Annotated in this window: 16 protein-coding genes; 9 read left to right on the top strand and 7 right to left on the bottom strand. The window is 68.0% G+C overall.

Translation table 11 applies throughout. The features are described from left to right. The first annotated feature begins 93 nt into the window (after positions 1-93). The 3 genes from AC4FS1_RS00675 to AC4FS1_RS00665 all read left to right on the top strand — a co-directional run bounded on the left by AC4FS1_RS00675 (position 94) and on the right by AC4FS1_RS00665 (position 2554). Entirely contained in the window at positions 94-792 is a 699-nt protein-coding gene (locus AC4FS1_RS00675) for a hypothetical protein (RefSeq protein WP_491151789.1), read from the top strand. 69 nt (positions 793-861) lie between these two features. Then, a complete protein-coding gene (locus AC4FS1_RS00670; RefSeq protein ID WP_491151787.1) occupies positions 862-1632 on the top strand; it encodes a DUF2382 domain-containing protein in 771 nt (256 codons plus the stop codon). A 250-nt stretch (positions 1633-1882) separates the two neighbouring features. After that, complete coding sequence (locus AC4FS1_RS00665) at positions 1883-2554, top strand: VOC family protein (RefSeq protein WP_491151785.1); 672 nt, start codon at positions 1883-1885, stop codon at positions 2552-2554. Positions 2555-2569: 15 nt separating this feature from the next. Here the strand turns inward: AC4FS1_RS00665 and AC4FS1_RS00660 are convergent, their stop codons facing one another. Next, positions 2570-3811: an amidohydrolase gene (locus AC4FS1_RS00660; protein WP_491151784.1), complete on the bottom strand. Its 1242-nt coding sequence runs from the start codon at positions 3809-3811 to the stop codon at positions 2570-2572. Between the two features lie 56 nt (positions 3812-3867). After that, positions 3868-4653 (bottom strand): alpha/beta fold hydrolase, encoded by a 786-nt coding sequence (locus AC4FS1_RS00655; RefSeq protein ID WP_491151782.1) that lies wholly within the window; start codon positions 4651-4653, stop codon positions 3868-3870. A gap of 194 nt (positions 4654-4847) precedes the next feature. Here AC4FS1_RS00655 and AC4FS1_RS00650 point away from each other — a divergent pair, with 194 nt between their 5' ends. Both AC4FS1_RS00650 and AC4FS1_RS00645 read left to right on the top strand, forming a co-directional pair. Then, on the top strand, positions 4848-5441 hold the full coding sequence (locus AC4FS1_RS00650) for an HNH endonuclease signature motif containing protein (RefSeq protein WP_491151781.1): 594 nt from the start codon (positions 4848-4850) through the stop codon (positions 5439-5441). Positions 5442-5591: 150 nt separating this feature from the next. Continuing rightward, positions 5592-6266: a Type 1 glutamine amidotransferase-like domain-containing protein gene (locus AC4FS1_RS00645; protein WP_491151779.1), complete on the top strand. Its 675-nt coding sequence runs from the start codon at positions 5592-5594 to the stop codon at positions 6264-6266. Positions 6267-6290: 24 nt separating this feature from the next. Here the strand turns inward: AC4FS1_RS00645 and AC4FS1_RS00640 are convergent, their stop codons facing one another. Further along, entirely contained in the window at positions 6291-7307 is a 1017-nt protein-coding gene (locus tag AC4FS1_RS00640) for a LacI family DNA-binding transcriptional regulator (RefSeq protein ID WP_491151777.1), read from the bottom strand. A 155-nt stretch (positions 7308-7462) separates the two neighbouring features. Between AC4FS1_RS00640 and AC4FS1_RS00635 the strand changes: the two genes are divergently transcribed. From AC4FS1_RS00635 to AC4FS1_RS00625, 3 genes are all read left to right on the top strand, one after another. After that, on the top strand, positions 7463-8398 hold the full coding sequence (locus AC4FS1_RS00635) for a dihydrodipicolinate synthase family protein (RefSeq protein WP_491151775.1): 936 nt from the start codon (positions 7463-7465) through the stop codon (positions 8396-8398). Between the two features lie 133 nt (positions 8399-8531). After that, positions 8532-9842, top strand: a complete 1311-nt coding sequence (locus tag AC4FS1_RS00630) for an Nramp family divalent metal transporter (protein WP_491151773.1) — start codon at positions 8532-8534, stop codon at positions 9840-9842. Between the two features lie 65 nt (positions 9843-9907). Then, complete coding sequence (locus tag AC4FS1_RS00625; RefSeq protein WP_491151771.1) at positions 9908-10789, top strand: alpha/beta fold hydrolase; 882 nt, start codon at positions 9908-9910, stop codon at positions 10787-10789. On the opposite strand, the gene arfB is transcribed toward AC4FS1_RS00625, so the two are convergent. The 4 genes from arfB to AC4FS1_RS00605 are packed head-to-tail and all read right to left on the bottom strand — an operon-like array spanning position 10758 to position 15476. Then, positions 10758-11195, bottom strand: a complete 438-nt coding sequence (arfB, locus tag AC4FS1_RS00620) for an alternative ribosome rescue aminoacyl-tRNA hydrolase ArfB (protein ID WP_491151769.1) — start codon at positions 11193-11195, stop codon at positions 10758-10760. The genes AC4FS1_RS00625 and arfB overlap by 32 nt on opposite strands. 23 nt (positions 11196-11218) lie before the next feature. Next, the gene (locus AC4FS1_RS00615) at positions 11219-12220 is read right to left on the bottom strand and encodes a Gfo/Idh/MocA family protein (RefSeq protein ID WP_491151767.1); all 1002 of its coding nucleotides are present in this window, start codon (positions 12218-12220) and stop codon (positions 11219-11221) included. Next, positions 12220-13272 (bottom strand): zinc-dependent alcohol dehydrogenase, encoded by a 1053-nt coding sequence (locus AC4FS1_RS00610; protein ID WP_491151765.1) that lies wholly within the window; start codon positions 13270-13272, stop codon positions 12220-12222. Before AC4FS1_RS00610 ends, AC4FS1_RS00615 begins: the two co-directional genes overlap by 1 nt. A gap of 2 nt (positions 13273-13274) precedes the next feature. After that, positions 13275-15476, bottom strand: a complete 2202-nt coding sequence (locus tag AC4FS1_RS00605) for an alpha-galactosidase (RefSeq protein ID WP_491151763.1) — start codon at positions 15474-15476, stop codon at positions 13275-13277. A 133-nt stretch (positions 15477-15609) separates the two neighbouring features. On the opposite strand from AC4FS1_RS00605, the gene AC4FS1_RS00600 reads away from it, so the two are divergent. After that, positions 15610-16809, top strand: coding sequence for an ROK family protein (locus tag AC4FS1_RS00600; protein WP_491151761.1), 1200 nt, complete (start codon positions 15610-15612; stop codon positions 16807-16809). The last annotated feature ends 33 nt before the right edge of the window (positions 16810-16842 follow it).

The following is a 16842-nucleotide window of genomic DNA, read 5'->3' as shown; positions in this document are numbered from 1 at the left end:
CACTGTAACGTCACGTCAGCTGCTTACGCTGTAAGCGGCTCTCCCCCGGCGGCTCGCTGCGTCTTACGCGAGCCCCACCCCCCATGAGAGGCAATGATGGCCAACAACGGCTCAAGCAGCAATGGCGGTGCGGCGGCCCTGCCCGTCACGACCGATAACGACGCCGGCAAGGAGTCGCTGATCGGCACCGAACGTCCCGGTCGCCCCGCGAACGTGTCGTGGGGATCGATCATCGCCGGTGTGGTGACGTTCCTTGCAGTATCGGTGCTGCTCTCGTTGGTCACCGCAGCAATCGGGCTTGGCGGCTCGGGCGTCGGGGCGGGCATCTGGAGCGCTATTGCGCTCGCTATTGCTCTCGCCGCCGCCGGCTTCGTCACTGGCGCTCTCGCTGTCCGCAGCGGGCTACTACACGGTTTCCTGACCTGGGCGACCTCGCTGGTCGTCGCTCTGGCCCTGACGGTCTGGCTCAGCGCCAGCCTGCTCGGAGCCGTCGGCGGCATCGTCAGCTCCGCCACCCAGGCTCTCTCCGGCACCGACGTGACCCAGGTCGCCGAAGACGTCCAGGGCAACGTCGACGAGGAGGCGGCCCAGGACCAGGCCGACGAGGCGCTCGATGACGCAGGGCAGGTGGCCAAGGACGCCGCCGACACTGCTCAGGCGGGCTCATGGTGGGGCTTCTTCGGTCTTCTGCTCGGCGCAGTGATCGCATCGTTGGGCGGCATGTTCGGCGTACGCACCGTCGTCAATCGTGACCGTCAGAACGACGCCGTAACCGGGCGGACTACCCGCTAACGCGGGGACGCCCGTACCTGCGGTCCGATAACTCGAAAAACGCATCTCAACAACAACTGAAGGAACACAATGATCAACTCGAACAATCTCGGCAGCCTCATCGGCAGCAACGTCATCGACTCGGACGGGGACAAGATCGGAACCATCGGTCAGGTCTACGTCGACACGGACTCGGGTGCGCCCTCGTGGGCGTCGGTCCGCACCGGGCTCTTCGGAATGTCGGAGACCTTCGTTCCCATCGACCAGGCAGAACAGGTCGGCGAGGACTTCCGGGTCCCCTACACCAAGGAGCGCGTCAAGGACGCTCCCCGCATCGACGTCGACGGCGCGCTCGAGCACTCCCAGGAGGACGAGCTGTACGCCTACTACGGCAACGGCTCGACCGGCGGGGCGACCGATTACGACCGCGGGGTCGACACGGACACCACCGTCGGCCACGACACGTCAGGGCCCTCCACGGATGACGCGATGACCCGCTCCGAGGAGCGTCTGCGCGTCGGCACCGAGAAGGTGGAGACCGGTCGTGCGCGTCTGCGGAAGTACATCGTCACCGAGAACGAGACGGTCACCGTCCCGGTCAGCCGTGAAGAGGTGCGGCTCGAGCGTGAGCCGATCACCGACGCGAACGCCGGCGACGCCCTGGCCGGACCCGACATCAGCGAGGAAGAGCACGAGGTCGTTCTCACCGAAGAGCGCCCCGTCATCGCCAAGGAAACCGTCCCGGTCGAGCGGGTCCGCCTCGACAAGGACACCGTCACCGAGAACGAGACGGTCACCGAGCAGGTCCGCAAGGAAGAGATCGAGCTGAACGACGACGCGGCCCGCACGGACCGCAGCTGACGCTGACCGATTCCACACGCCCCCGCGGGAACGACTGCCTACCAAGGTCGCGATCCCCGCGGGGGCGTGTGACGTCCCGGGGCGGGCGCGACCGACCGCCGACATCTCCCAGACGCTCAGCGCCTGCCATACATCGAGCAGCGCGGACTGTGGCGGACATTCCGCACCGCCCGACCCCCGAGTACCGTGGGTCCGCACAGGGTCATGGGCCGTCAGGAGCGGGCTCCGACCGCTTAAAAAGGAGTTCTCGATGAGCGAGCCGACGAGCGGATCAGTCTGGATCTCGCCGGCCGAGTTCCACCGGGCACCCGGCGTCTCCGACTGGCGCGTCACCGGCACAGGCCCGCAGGCCGTCTTCACCGCGACCTCACTCCCCCACGCGGCGAGCCTCATCGCCCCCATCGTCGCCGCAGCGGAGCGATTCAGCATCCTGCCCGACATCGACGTGCGTCCCGAGGCAATCGTCGTCCGCATCCCTCACCGCGGCGACGAGGGCATCCCGGCGGCCGCCCCGGAGTTCGCGGCCGCCGTGTCGCAGGCAGCCGCCGAGCTGCAGCTCACCGCCGACCCGTCGCGCGCGCAGTCGATCGGCATCTACGTCGCCCAGCATTCCCAGGTCGACGTCCGGCCGTTCTTCTTGGCCGTACTGGGCTATGAAGAGCTCGGTGAGACGGATGCCGTCGACCCGCTGCGCTCCGGGCCACAACTGGCGTTCAACCCGATCACCGGCGACTCTCCGGCGCGGGGTCGGACGCACTTCGATGTCTTCGTGCCGGCTGACCAGGCCCAGGCACGAGTGGATGCCGCCCTGGCCGCCGGAGGCAGAATGGCCGACGACTCGTATGCTCCGGCCTGGTGGTCGCTGGCTTCGCCCGACAACCACGGCGTCGACATCGCTTCCTGGACCGACACCGCCAACTGACGGGGTCGCGCCGGGTCAGCGGACCCAGGAGGTGCGGCCGAACCGCTCCCAGCGGTCCACGATCCGAGGCTCGCGCTCACCGTCGGCGGCCGGCTCGACCACCGGCCGGCCGTTGATGAAGACCTGTTCGACCTCTGACTCGATCGCCAGCGGGTCTCCGGACCACACGACGATGTCCGCATCCCGGCCCTCTTCCAGAGCGCCGACGCGCGAGTCCAGTCGGAGGATCGAGGCCGGGTTCACCGTGAGCGCCTCCAGCGCCGTCTGGGCCGGCAGCCCTTCCCGCACGGCGAGGATCGCCTGCAGGCGGATCTGTTCGATGGGGATGACGGGATGGTCGGTCGTGATGGCGACCTTCACGCCGGCCGCCGCGATCAGCGCGAGGTTGCCGATCGCGCGGTCGCGCAACTCGACCTTCGAGCGAGAGGTCAGCATCGGGCCGAAGATGACGGGGATGCCCTTCTCCGCCAGCACATCGGCGATCTTGTGTCCCTCGGTGCCGTGGTTCACGACGAGGTTGTACCCGAACTCCTCGGCGATGCGGATCGCCGTGGCGATGTCGTCGTGGCGGTGGCAGTGCTGGTCCCAGATCAGGTCGCCGTCCAGGACGGCGGCGAGCGTCTCGTCGGTGAGGTTCCGGTCGAAGGGCTCCCCCTTGGTGGCCGACGCCGACCGCTTCTCGGCATAGTTGCGCGCGCTCACGAACGCGTCGCGCAGGACGGCGGCGACGCCGAGCCGCGTGGAGGGCGTCTGCTTCTTGTCCCCGTACACGCGCTTCGGGTTCTCCCCCAGCGCCGACTTGACCGACACGTCAAGGGAGAGCACCTGCTCGTCCACCGTGCGACCACCCCAGGTCTTGATGGCAACGGTGCGTCCGCCGATGGGGTTTCCCGAACCCGGCTTGATGACCGCGGTCGTGACGCCTCCGCGTAGCGCGTCGCGGAAGCCGACCTCTTCGATGTCGATGCCGTCGAGCGCCCGGAACCGCGCGCCGTTCGGGTCGGTCATCTCGTTGGTGTCGTTGCCCGACCAGCCCTCGCCGTCCTCGTGGACGCCCAGGTGGCCGTGCGCCTCGATGAACCCGGGGAGCACCCAGCTGCCGGAGACCTCGACTATCCGCGCGCCCTCCGGAATCGGGGTGTCGGCCCCGCCCACGGCAGAGATCACGCCATCCGTGACGATGACCGTCCCGTTGTCGATCGGGTCGCCCGTTACGGGAACGACGTAGCCACCAGTGAGTGCGAGGTATTCAGTCATCCCTCAACCCTAGGGCGGCCTCGCCGTAGCCTTTGCCGCGGGTAGCCCGCATCCGGTCAGCTGAGCTGCTGCATCCTCGCCAGCCAGTCGGCGACGAGGGCTGAGCAGAGGTCGCGTTGCTCGAAGAGGAGGTTATGACCGGCCGCGTCGAGAGTGGCGAACGTCGCACGCGGGTAGTGGTCGATGTGGCTCCAGGCGTCGACGTAGCCGACGACATCGTCCTGACGACCCGTGACGTGCACGGTCGGCTGAGCGAACGGTTCGGGGTGCGCGTCCTCCGGTTCGCGGTCGAGGGAGTAGCTCTTCGCGATGCGATCGAGCGCAGCCGAGTCGGCGCCGTCGAGGCCCGGCAGGACGTACCGCAGGAACGCGCGCGCGTCGTCGACCGATTCCACCACGGCGTCTTCTCGATACTGTTCGAGCGCTGCCCCGAGGATGGGCTCGATGTCCGGGTCTGTTCTCAACACCGTTCGGGGCGGCACGGTCCGCTCGGCGTGCGGCGCGACGAAGACGCCGGCGAGGGTGGCGAGCCCGAGCACCTGCGAGCGCAGCTCATGCGCGACGTAGCGGGCGATCATCCCGCCGAACGAGTTCCCGAGAACGGCGAAGGGCGCGTCTCCGATCCGAGCCGCCACCTCTTCGGCAACAGCGTCCGCGACCGCCTGGGCGCTGCTCACGGCTCCCGCCGGCGACCCGGTCGCGCCGGGGAGGTCGAGGTAGATCCGTCGCCACTCCCCCGCGCGCTCGAACGCTGGCTCCAACGGGAGCAGGGAACGATGATCCAGACCGAACCCGTGGAGCAGCACCACGGGGATGCCGGAGCCTGTCTCGTGCGCAAACACCAAGCGAGGCTATCGCTCCGGCGTCTCGTCCTGCGGCGCTCCCCCTCGCCTCACCCGCAACCCCACTGGCTCACTCCCGCCCATACGGCAAGCGGTACTCGCAATCGCCCGCTTCCCGATGTCGTCGCAAGGGACGGTCACGGCTCGAGGCTGAACTACGAAACGCCCGGCGGCAGACGGCTAGCGTGATCTTCATGCCCACCCCGTCGAACTTCTCGATGCCCAAGCCCGTGCGCATCACGGGTCGCAGTTCGAGCATCACGAACTCGTTTGTAAACGGCATCATCCCGGTGATCTGGCCCAGCGCGGCGCAGGTCCGCGAAGCGCTGCGCATTCTCGGGATGGATATCGCCGTCTGCGCCTACTGCGGCAACGATGCCACCGAATGGGACCACTTCCGTCCGCTCGTCGTTGCGCAGAAGCCAACCGGCTACATCTCGGAGATCCATAACCTCGTCCCGGCGTGCGGAAAGTGTAATCAGAGCAAGGGGAACAAGCACTGGCGAGACTGGATGCTGAGTACAGCGCGGCTCTCGCCGACGACCCGGGGAGTCGCGGACATCCAGGAGAGGATCGCCCGCCTTGAGGAATTCGCGCGCTGGGGTACGCCCACCAAGGTGGACTTTGAAGCGCTCATCGGCGCCGATCTTTGGGCCCTTCACTGGGAGAATCACCGGGCGGTGCTTGATCTGATGCGGAAGGCCGAGCTCACCGCGGAAGCCATTCGTCACCGAGTCGCTGAGTCACGCTCGGGGGTGCAACCGCCCGTCCCGACCTCGACCCCGTGACGCCTTTGCGGCTTGTCTCGGACAGCCACCCCATCCTCTGCTAGCCTCCTGCCGATTGATTCACTCTGCAATGGTGGGAGCTTCGATGACGACTCCGATCGAAAGTCCCGATGTCCCCGGCGACACCGACGCGGTGCAGGAGGACGCCTCGTGAAGCTTCTCCTCACTTCCGGCGGAATCACGAACGGCAGCATCCGCCAGGCGCTGATCGGTCTCCTGGGCAAACCTCTCAGCGAGAGCAACGCTCTGTTCATCCCGACGGCGCAGTGGGGACACCCGGCATGTAATCCGCTGTCGGTGTGGCGATCCATCGCGAGCGCATGGCCCGACCAGCCCGGCCTGTGCGACCTGGGCTGGAAGTCGGTCGGCGTGCTCGAACTCACCGCGCTGCGGACCATCGGCGAAGACCGCTGGGCGCCCTGGGTCGGCGATGCGGACGTGCTCCTGGTCGACGGCGGCGAAGCGGTCTACCTGGCCCATTGGATGCGGCAGTCCGGGATGGCCGACCTCCTCCCCGCCCTCCGCGACACCGTCTGGGTGGGCGTGAGCGCGGGCAGCATGGTGATGACGCCGCGGATCGGCCGACAGTTCGTCGAGTGGGACCCGACCGGGAGCGATGAGACGCTGGGCGTCGTCGACTTCTCCCTCTTTCCGCATCTCGACTGCCCGGGTTGGTCCAGCAACACGTCCGCCCGAGCCCGGGAGTGGGCGACAGACATCGCGGGGCCGGCCTATGCCATCGACGACCAGACCGCGATCTCCGTCGTCGACGGCGCCGTCGAGATCGTCTCCGAGGGTCACTGGGAACTCCTCAATCCCGCCTGATGAAACGCGGGCCGCGGGGTCAGCTCAGCCGATCGGGCCGGTCGAAGACCGCGGAATGAGGGTCGGCAGAAAGCGGCGCAGCAGGTCGCCCTCGGCGTGGTTCTCGGTGATGAGCTGATCCATCGCCGACGCGGCGATCTGATCGAAGGGCACGCGCACTGAGGTGAGCGGCACAGGCAGCTGCGCCGCCAGCGGGATGTCGTTGTACCCGACGACGGAGAGGTCTCGCCCGATGACGAGACCGAGACTGGATGCGGCGGTGATGACGCCGATCGCGAGGTTGTCGTTCGCGGCGAAGATGGCGGTGGGCCGGTCGGATGCCTCGAGCATCGCCCGGCCGGCGGAGACCCCGGAATCCACGCCGTACCCGCGGGAAAGGACGCGGTCGCTGGGCAGTGGCGTGCCCGCCTCGTCGAGGGCCTGGCGAGCGCCGGCCAGGCGGTCCTGAGCACTGGACGTGAACGACGGTCCGGTGATGACGCCGATGTCGCGATGGCCGAGGTCGACGAGATGACGCGCCGCGAAATACCCACCGGCCGCGTCATCGCCCAGTGACGACGGGCTCAGCCCGTCGGTGCGGAGAACCAGGGCATGACGGATGCCGCGGTCTCGCAGCGACGCGGGCAAGGCGTCGTCGATGCGGGCTGTGGCGAGGATGAGCCCGTCCACTCCGCGATCGAGGAGGCGCTCGGTGGCTTGACGTTCCTCCTCCGGGTCATCCCCGCAGGTGGCGACGACGGCGAAGTAGCCGCGTGCGCGGGCGGTGCGCTCGATCGCCTCGAACATCAGCGCCATGACGGTGTCGGCCAGCCGTGGCACGAGGGCGCCGATCGTCCCTGTCTCCCCTCGCCGCAGGCTCGACGCGTAGATATTGCGCCGGTAACCGAGCTCATCCGCGACCTGTCGCACCCTCTCGGCGGTCGCTGACCGGGATGCGCGGGTGCGCTCGTCCAGCACCCGGCTGACCGTGGAAATGCTGACTCCGGCCGCAACGGCGACATCACGCAGCGTCACCACCTGCGTGTCGATGCGGTCGTTCATCAGGCCTCCGTCGCGGCGAGTCTATCCAGCCGGACAGATCCGGCTCTTGACATCGCACCTGTGTCCGATCATACTTGCAAACGTTCTTGCAAACGTTCCCGCTAACGTTCTCGCTCGAATTGCCCCTACCGGAACTGCTCACAAAGGAGCCAGCGATGTCCCTCAACCTGCGCGGTCTGAACCCCGCCCCCGTCACCCCGTTCACCACCGATGGCGAGGTCGACTATGACGCCATCCAGCGCCTCGGCTCCTGGCTCGGCTCGATCGACGGCGTGAAGAGCCTCGTCGTCCTCGGCCACGCCGGAGAAGGCACGTTCCTCACCGAGGACGAGCAGCTCGACGTGATCCGCGCGTTCGTCGCGTCGACCGACGGCCGCGTGCCCGTCATCGCCGGGATCACGAAGGAAGGAAACAAGACAGCCGCGCTCGAGGCGAAGATGGCCGCCCAGGCCGGCGCCGTTGCGGGTCTGGTCTATCCGTCTCACGGGTGGCTGCGTTTCGGATATCAGGACGGTGCGCCGCAGTCCCGATACAGCGAGATCTACGAGGAGTCGGGCCTGCCGCTCATCCTCTTCCAGTACCCCGACAACACCAAAGCGTCGTACAACCTCGACACCCAGCTCGAGATCGCCGGGCAGGACGGCGTGTTCGCCACCAAGAACGGTGTGCGGAACATGCGCCGCTGGTACACCGAGATCCCGGCGCTGCGTGCCGCCTACCCCGACCTGCAGATCCTCTCCTGCCACGACGAGTACCTGCTCCCGACGATGTTCGACGTCGACGGCCTGCTCGTCGGCTACGGCAACATCGCCCCGGAGGCTCTCATCGAGCTCATCGATGCCGGCAAGGCGCAGGACTACCCGCGCGCCCACGCCATCCACGAGCGGCTCCTCCCGGTGACCAAGAACGTCTACCACCGCGGATCTCACATGGAGGGCACCGTCGCGCTCAAGTGGGGGCTGGTGAACCGGGGCATCCTCGACCACGCCACCGTGCGCACACCACTCCTGCCGCTGCCCGACGGTGCAGAGGCCGAGATCGCCGCCGCTTTCGCGTCGGCCGGTCTCGAAAAGGTCACTGTCCCGGCCTAACGGATAGGCGGGGGCGGCATCCCACCGCCGCCCCCGCCTGGTGGTCTCCACCTCCCGGCGCCGCACAGCGGCACCTCAGTCAACGAAGACTTCGCGGCAACGGTGCCGCGCACCCCGACGAAGGAATACGATCATGACCGGTCGCACGACACCTCGCCACACCACGACCACTCCGGGGACCGGCCACGGCCGTGTTTCCACTGACACGATAAAGAGCATCGTCAACGCCCGCCGCACGCGCCGCTCCTTCTGGCAGCAGCTCACCCTCATCGGCCCCGCATTCGTGGCCGGTGCGTGGCAGTTCGGCCCGGGCAACCTCACCACCGCCGTGCAGGCGGGGAGCGGCTATCAGTACGCGCTCATCTGGGTGATCGTCGTCTCGACCATCCTGATGATCTTCCTCACGGACATGTGCGTCCGATTGGGCATCAAATCGCCCGTGTCGTTGATCAGCTCCATCAAAGACCACCTCGGAACATGGGTGGGCGTGGTCGCCGGTATCGGTATCTTCCTCATCACACTGTGCTTCTCCGTCGGTAACGCGGTGGGATCGGGCCTCGGGCTGTCCATGCTGTTCGGGGGAAACCCGGTCATGTGGACCGTCATCTGCACCGTCGCCGTTGCGGGGCTCCTCCTGCTCCGCAACGTCTATCGCGTGATCGAGAAGGTGCTCGTCGTCATCGTCGGCCTGATGGCGGTGGCGTTCGTGGTCTCGGCGTTCATTTCCAACCCTGACTGGGCGGCTGCCGGCACCGGCCTGATCCCCACCGTGCCCGACGGATCGTGGCTGCTCATCGTCGCGCTCGTGGGAACCAACTTCTCGATCAACGCCGCGTTCTACACGTCCTACGGGACGAAGGAGCGCAACCGGACGGAAGGCGACTACCGCGACGTCACCATCGTGGACACCATCCCCGGCATCGTCGCCCCCGGCGTCATGACCGCGCTCGTCATCGTGGTCGCCGCCTCGGTCCTCGGCAACACGGGAGAAGCCGCGCCGACCATCGTCGCTCTCGCGGGCATCTTCGAACCCCTCGCCGGACCTGTCGGGTCCACCGTCTTCGCGCTCGGATTCTTCGGGGCGGCGTTCTCCTCGATGATCGCGAACGCCACCGCAGGAGGCACGATGCTCTCCGACGGTCTCGGCCGAGGTTCCTCGTCCAGTTCACGGACAGCGAAGATCGTCAGCGCCAGCATCCTGGCCTTCGGAATCATCGTGACGCTGATCTTCCAGACCTCGCCGATCCAGCTCATCGTCATCGCACAGGCGTTCACGATCTTCGTCGCTCCGATCCTCGCCGCGCTCATCATCGTGATGGCCAACCGGCGGTCGCTCATGGGAGACATGCGAAACCGCTGGTGGCAGAACGTCCTCGGCATCATCGGCCTCGTCGCCGTCCTCGCCCTGTCAGTGCGCTTGCTGTTCACCCTGATCGGCGGGTAACCGCACCGGCGTCGCGCAGACGCAACCCCCTCGGGCGCCATGCCCCCACCGGTCAGGGTGGGGGCATGGCCGCTGCACGCCTCCACGCTTTCCGCCGCGGGGACCTCATCTTCGATGTGTCGGACACCGGGCTTATCGACGGGCCGGTGGTCGTCCTGCTGCACGGGTTTCCCGGGTCGCGTCACACCTGGGACTCCGTGACACCGCTGCTGGAGGCCGGCGGCGCTCGCATCCTCGCTTTCGACCAGCGCGGGTATTCGCCACGAGCGCGACCACGCCGGCGCCGCGACTACCGCGCCGTCGATGTCACGGGCGATGTGCTCGCGCTGCTCGACGCGCTCGGCAGGCAGCGTGTGCACGTGGTCGGCCACGACTGGGGCGGATTCGTCGCCTGGCGCGTCGCGGCCGTCGCTCCCGAGCGGCTGACCGGCATCACGGTGCTGTCCACGCCGCATCCCCGCGCCCTGCTCCGCTCGCTGCTGTCTTCGGCCCAGGGCCTGCGCTCGCTCTACATCGCCTTCTTCCAGCTGCCGTGGCTGCCCGAGGCGCTACTGCGGCCGCGCCTGGCCCGCCTGCTGCGCGCATCCGGTCTCCCCGCCCCGATCGCGGACGAGTATCAGCGGTTCCTCTCCGCCCCTCGTGCGCTTCGTTCCGCCTTGCACTGGTACCGCGGGATGTGGCTGCCTGACCGACGCGGATCGCGCGCCGCTCGGGCGCCGGTCACCGTGGACACGACGTACGTGTGGGGGAACAGGGACCAGGCACTCGGGCGCCGTGCCGCGCAGTTGACCCGACGTTATGTGCGCGGCGGCTACCGCTTCGTCGAACTGGACGAGGGTCATTGGCTCCCCGAACGCGCGGCGCCGCGGGTGGCTCAGGAAGTCCTCTCGGCGCTCGCCCGCAACGCTGCGGCGGTCAATCCTGCGGCGGTCGACGGAGCCGTTTGACGTCGGTGCGCTGCTTCTTCGCGGTCAGCCGTCGTTCCTTGGCGCCCCGCGTGGGTTTCGTCGGCCGCCGGGACGGCGCCGGCGGCCGCAGCGCGTCAGCCACGATCGCGGCGAGCCGAGTGCGCGCGGCATCCCGGTTGCGCACTTGTGCGCGGTGTTCGGATGCGGTGATCGTCAGCACCCCGTCGACAAGACGCCCGCGCAGCCGCTCGAGAACTCGTTCGCGCTGAACCGGCGAGAGGACGGCCGAGCCCGCCACATCCCATCCGAGCTCCACTCGCGAGTCGGCCGTGTTCACGCCTTGCCCGCCGGGACCGGACGACCGCGAGAACCGCCAGGTCAGCTCGGACTCGGGGATCGTGACGCTCGCGTTCACCCGGAGTCCGGGACGGGGAGCGGCAGGCATGGACCCATCATCCTCCGGCGCGGTCACTCCCCCGGATAACGGAGACCGATGGTCTCCCTGACGGCATCCATCGTCCCCATGACCGCCACCGAATCAGCGGGCGTGATCAGCGGGCTTCCCGGAACACCTTCCCGGACGAGCCGCTCCAGCTCCGCGGCCTGGAACTGCATCCCACGCCCCGACACGGGGGCGTCGTACACCTCCACGAGTTCATTCCGCTCGTCGTAGAGCGACACCGTGGTCGGCTGGTACCAGGTGTCGGCCAGTTCCAGGCGTCCCTTCGTCCCGACGATGGTTGCGCGGTTCGGCCCGCGCGCTTCCAGCGACGAGAACGAAGTGGAGATCGCACCGTTCCGGTGGGTGAAGATCGTCGCGACCGACGCGTCGACACCGGTGCGGGTGAAAGTGGCGCGCGCAGCGATATCGACGGGAACACCGAGGATGTCATGCGCGAACGAGATCGGGTAGACGCCGAGGTCGAGGAGGGCACCACCGGCGAGCGCAGGATTATTGAGTCGGTGGCTCTCGTCACGAGGCAGACTCTGAGCGTGATCGGCGTGGAGATGCCGGATGTCACCGAGTCGGCCCGCCGCGATGGTGTCGCGCACATGAGCCATGTGCGGCAGAAATCGCGTCCACATGGCCTCGAGGACCACGAGCCCCTTTCGGGCAGCCAGCTCGGTGACCGCCGTCGCTTCCGCCTGGGTGAGCGTGAACGACTTCTCGACGAGGACGTGCTTGCCGTGCTCGAGAGCGAGCGTGGCATTCTGCGCGTGAAAATTGTGCGGAGTGGCGACGTAGATGACGTCGATCCCCGGGTCGGCGGCCAGCTCTTCGTAGGATCCGTACGCGCGGGGAATGCCGTATCTCGCCGCGAAGGCTTCGGCGGACGGGAGCGAACGCGATCCGACCGCCGTCACGCGATGCCCATGCGTGAGGAGGTCTCGCGTGAATGCGCCGGCGATCCCCCCGGTGGCGAGGATGCCCCAGCCGAGGGCGCCGTCGGAGCGCGGGAACGGCTCCATCACTCGCCTGCCGCCGGCCGGTAGTCCAGCACCACCTGAAGTGCGCTCTCCGGTGACGTGTCGAGCATTTCAAAGGCAGCAGGAGCGTCTTCCGCCGGGAGCGTGTGCGTGATGAGTGACGTCAGGTCGAGACGCCCCTCGCGCGCGAGCTCGAGCGCGGTGGTCGACATTCGCAGCTCGTTCCAGCGGTGCTGCAGAGCGGGTGCCACGCCGGAGATCTGAGACCCGATGATCGAGATGCGGTTGTGGTGGAACTCCTCGCCGAGCCGCACCGGGGTCGCACTGCCCTGGAAGAAGCCTCCGACGACGACCCGGGAACTGTACGCCGCCGTGCGGACCGCCTCCTGCAACGCGTGGTAGCTGCCGCTCATCTCGATCACGACGTCCGCCCCGCGATTGCCCGTGACCTCACGGACCCTTTCGGCCACGTTGTCGGCCACGGGGTCAAGCGTCAGCGAGGCGCCGAGGCGTTCGGCCAGTTCCCGGCGACCCGGGATGAGGTCGACGCTGATAACCCGCGCCCCGTTGAGGCGGGCGAGCTGAGCCACGATCTGTCCGGGTACGCCCGTGCCGAAGACGACGACCGTCTCGCCGACGTGGATATCCGCGTCGAGCACCGCGTTCAGTCCGATCGCCCCGATCTTCGCGAAGATCCCGACGACGGGGTCGAGCCCGTCCGGCAGGAGGCGTTCCAGAACCCACGGCGCGGGGCGGACCACCGAGGAACGGTGACCCCACGTTCCCCAAACGAGAGAGCCGACGAGCCCGGGGTCGAGCCCTTCGCCGACCTCGGTCACCGACCCGACCTCTTCATAACCCCAGGCATCCAGGGGGTAGGCGTGCGTCGAGTCGCCCGGCACGAACAGCCGGCGTTCCGCATCCCACTCGCTGCTGAGATACGGGTTGCTCCCGCGATACGCCGTGAGTTCGGTGCCGGCGGAGATGCCGGAGTACAGAGTCTGCAGGCGGACTTCGCCGGCGCCGAGCGGGGCTTCTTCGAAGTCGACGACCTCGGCCACTCGTGGCGACGTGAAACGAACCAAGCGTCCCATGTTCACTTCCTTTCAACGGTGCGGGATGCGGGAGCGCCGGTGCCGTCGATTGCGACGAGGCGGAACAGCAGCGCCTGCTCGGGATACAGCATGGGGCCCTGGAGGCCGATGGTTCGCAGGACCCCGCCCGAGACGGTCGCGGGGGCACTCCACCAGGATGGCGGTCCGCCCGCCACACGGGTGAGCGCCGAGGCGGAGAGCTCGATCGGCTCGATGCGGTAGAACGCTTCGTCGCGGAGGCCGGGGATCCGGATGCGGCCGGGGTGCACGCCTACCGTCGTGCCGAGCGCGACGAAGGAGATGAGAGCCCGATCGCGGTCGGGCGAGACGTAGCCGTGGGCCCAGTACGCATCGTCCGGATAATCGCTGTGTACCGCGGTGCCGGTGTGGATGAGGTGGCGCTCGGATTTGTAGAGCTCGACCCAGGCCGCCAGCTCCTCCAGTTCGGACGGGGAGGCGTCCCGCAGGTCCCACTCGATGCCGAAGTGACCGAACACCGCCGTGGCCGCGCGGAACGCAAGCGAATGCGTGCGGTGGGTCGTATGCGCAGTCGGCGCGCCGACGTGCGAGCCGACGAGCTCCGGAGGCAGGAGGAGCCCCGTCCAGCGCTGGATCTGCTGGCGCTCGAGGGCATCGATGCAGTCGCTCGCCCACACCCGCTGCGTGCGCTCGAGAACGGCGAGGTCCACGCGCCCGCCTCCGGAGGAGCACGACTCGATTTCCAGTCCCGGGTGCCTCCGGTGCAGCTCGTCCATCAGCGCGTAGGTCGCCAGCGTCTGCGCGTGCACCCGCGGAGCGCCCGTCGCCCGGTCGCCGGCTTCGACGAGATCGCGGTTGTGGTCCCACTTGATGTAGTCGATGGAGTACTCCTCCACGAGGGAGCTCATCGACTCCAGGATGTAGTCGAACGCCTCGGGGATGGTGAGGTTGAGCACCTGCTGCGAGCGCCCGGCGATCGGCAGGCGCTCGCCCGGGGCGAGAATCCACTCGGGGTGGGCGCGAGCGACATCCGAATCCTCGTTGATCATCTCGGGCTCAAACCACAGGCCGAACTGCATCCCGAGCGAGCGCACGACGTCGACGAGAGGACCCAATCCGTCCGGCCACACGTCGCGCGCGACCTGCCAATCGCCGAGACCGGCGCGATCGTGGCGGCGGTGGGTGAACCAGCCGTCGTCGAGGACGAAGCGCTCGACCCCCACTCGGGCGGCCAGCTCGGCGAGCTGCGTGAGGGAGGCCAGGTCCTGGTCGAAGTACACCGCTTCCCACGTGTTGAGGACGACGGGTCGGGGAGTCGTGGGGTGCGATTGCCTGCCGCGGAGATGCTCATGGAATGCCTGGGCGATCCGGTCGAGCCCTACTCCGTAGGCGCCGTACACGAACGGGGATGAGTAGGACTCCCCCGGCTCCAGGATGATCTCCCCCGGGAGCAGGAGTTCGCCGGCGCCGAGCACCCGCGCGCCGGTGAGGCCGAGTTCCGCGAAGGTGGCGTGGTTGCCGCTCCACGCAGTGTGAACGGCCCATACCTCGCCCGAGCGGAAGCCGAACCCGGGTGTGCCGGCGGCCAGGAGGATGCTGGCGTCGGAGCCCGTGCGGCCTCGCCGACCCTCACGGAGGTGCGTCCCGCCGACGAAGGGATGTCTTTGCGGTGTGCGCTCGCGGAGGTGGCGCCCGGTGAAGTCCAGGATCTCGGCTGCTTCGGCGGGAACGGGGAGCACCACCCGCAGCGCGTTGACGTGATAGTTGCTGCGCTGCGCGGTGTTCGTCACGCTTGCGGCGACACGGATCAGCCCCGAGGACAGCATCTCGATCGTGGTGGTGACACGCAGCTGTGCAGCGAGGTCCTCTGCATCCACGATGAGGGTCTGCGCTCCCCCGCTCGAGTCGTCGAGGCGCCACTCGCTGAGGTGGAAGGCGGACGAGAAGCTCGTTCCGTTCCGATGGCCTTCCAGACCCGGGGTTCCCATCCATCCCGCAGACTGCTCCGGAAGCACGCTGGGCGATTTGCGCACCTCCAGCAGGTCGGCACCGCCCTGCGTGTCGCCCAGCGAGGCAAGGAAGGCGGCATCGTCGGAGGTCGAGGCGACCGAGGGTCCCCAGTGCAGGATTCGCGGGATGCCGCCGGACACATCGACCATCAGGGACGTGTCGCCGGCTGCGAGGACGACCGGCCCGGCTGCCTCTTTCGCCCTCGGTACACTCATCCGAACTCCTTTGTCACGCACTTCATATTTCGGACCGAAACTAATAAAGTCAAGCATGGCACAGATGCCCCACACGCCTTCGGTCGCCGTCGACCGCCCGCGCGACGCCTCCTCGAGCGGACGGACGTGACTCGTGGACGCCCATGAAACGGCCTTCGGCCCGGTGCTGTCGGCATCATCCAAGGCCGTTGCCATCGAGATCCTCGTCCACGGGGCAGAGTCCCGCGCACGCCTCGCGCAGCGCATGGGGCTGTCGCCGGCGACCCTCACGCGACTTGTCAGGCCACTGGTGGAAGCGGGCGTCCTCGTCGAATCGGATGCCGTTCGAACGCCCGGCCGGGGGCGGTCCTTCCTCCCCCTGGACGTCGTCCCCGGCAAGTACCTCTTCATCGGGCTGAAGCTGACAGAGCAGTCCATCTACGCCGTCGTCACCGATGTTCGTTCACACGTCCTCGCTCAGGAAACGGTGCCCTTGCCGTCTCTTCGCGTCGCCGATGTGGTGGCCTCTGTCAAAGACGTCGTCTCCGACTTCCAGGCGCGGATTCCGCAGCAGGTGACTGCCGTGGGGCTCACAGTGGGAGGCAAGGTCGAAGCGGGTGAGGTGGTCGCCGACTCCCCCTACCTGCACTGGCACGACGTGCCGTTCCGCTCTCTCGTGAGCGAGGCACTCGAGCTCCCGGTGCATCTGGACAACGATGTCGTGGGGCTCACGAGGGCTCAGCAGTGGTTCGGGCACGGAAGGGGCTACTCGAGCTTCGCCCTGCTGACCGTCGGAGCCGGAGTGGGATACGGGCTGGTCATCAACGACGTCATGGTTCCCACCTTGGTGAACCCGGTGAGCCACTACCCGGTGGATCCGCTGGGGCCGCTCTGTCCGCTCGGTCATCGTGGGTGCATGACGGCCATGCTGTCGTCGGGGGCGATCGCCACCGCGGTGTCGGTGGCGCACGGCCGCTCCATCGGCTACGACGAAGTCCTGAACATGGCGAAAGGCGGGGACGCGACGGCCGTGCGGGTGGTGCGCGATGCCGCTCGGGCCCTCGGCCGCGCGGCATCAGCCATCACCGCGCTCACGGGGGTGACCCGGATCATCCTCTCGGGCGAGGGTGTGCACCTCGTCGATGTCGCCGGCTCGAGCGTCGAGGAGGGGCGAGCGGAGTACGACGTCGATGGGGCGATGCACGGAGAGCTGATCGTCCGCCCCATGGACTTCATCGAGTGGGCTCGCGGCGCGGCCGTCATTGCGATCCAGAAGGAGTACCCCGGCGCTGCCGCCGGCGCAACGGCTGATGCGGCACCGCTCGAGCCGGAGCCCGCCGCCTCATTCGGTTAGGGAATTGCACGGCATCTTGACATTTCTCGTTTC

The organism is Microbacterium sp. Z12_35, from assembly GCF_058310475.1.
The sequence above is the reverse complement of the archived record's forward strand: the minus strand, read 5'-3'. Positions and strand labels throughout refer to the sequence as shown.

Excerpts from the sequence above, each read along its gene's own strand:
- AC4FS1_RS00675 (WP_491151789.1), top strand. The coding sequence starts at position 94 with ATGATGGCCAACAACGGCTCAAGCAGCAATGGCGGTGCGGCGGCCCTG.
- AC4FS1_RS00670 (WP_491151787.1), top strand. The coding sequence starts at position 862 with ATGATCAACTCGAACAATCTCGGCAGCCTCATCGGCAGCAACGTCATC.
- AC4FS1_RS00665 (WP_491151785.1), top strand. The coding sequence starts at position 1,883 with ATGAGCGAGCCGACGAGCGGATCAGTCTGGATCTCGCCGGCCGAGTTC.
- AC4FS1_RS00660 (WP_491151784.1), bottom strand. The coding sequence starts at position 3,811 with ATGACTGAATACCTCGCACTCACTGGTGGCTACGTCGTTCCCGTAACG.
- AC4FS1_RS00650 (WP_491151781.1), top strand. The coding sequence starts at position 4,848 with ATGCCCACCCCGTCGAACTTCTCGATGCCCAAGCCCGTGCGCATCACG.
- AC4FS1_RS00640 (WP_491151777.1), bottom strand. The coding sequence starts at position 7,307 with ATGAACGACCGCATCGACACGCAGGTGGTGACGCTGCGTGATGTCGCC.
- AC4FS1_RS00635 (WP_491151775.1), top strand. The coding sequence starts at position 7,463 with ATGTCCCTCAACCTGCGCGGTCTGAACCCCGCCCCCGTCACCCCGTTC.
- AC4FS1_RS00630 (WP_491151773.1), top strand. The coding sequence starts at position 8,532 with ATGACCGGTCGCACGACACCTCGCCACACCACGACCACTCCGGGGACC.
- AC4FS1_RS00625 (WP_491151771.1), top strand. The coding sequence starts at position 9,908 with ATGGCCGCTGCACGCCTCCACGCTTTCCGCCGCGGGGACCTCATCTTC.
- arfB (WP_491151769.1), bottom strand. The coding sequence starts at position 11,195 with ATGCCTGCCGCTCCCCGTCCCGGACTCCGGGTGAACGCGAGCGTCACG.
- AC4FS1_RS00615 (WP_491151767.1), bottom strand. The coding sequence starts at position 12,220 with ATGGAGCCGTTCCCGCGCTCCGACGGCGCCCTCGGCTGGGGCATCCTC.
- AC4FS1_RS00610 (WP_491151765.1), bottom strand. The coding sequence starts at position 13,272 with ATGGGACGCTTGGTTCGTTTCACGTCGCCACGAGTGGCCGAGGTCGTC.
- AC4FS1_RS00605 (WP_491151763.1), bottom strand. The coding sequence starts at position 15,476 with ATGAGTGTACCGAGGGCGAAAGAGGCAGCCGGGCCGGTCGTCCTCGCA.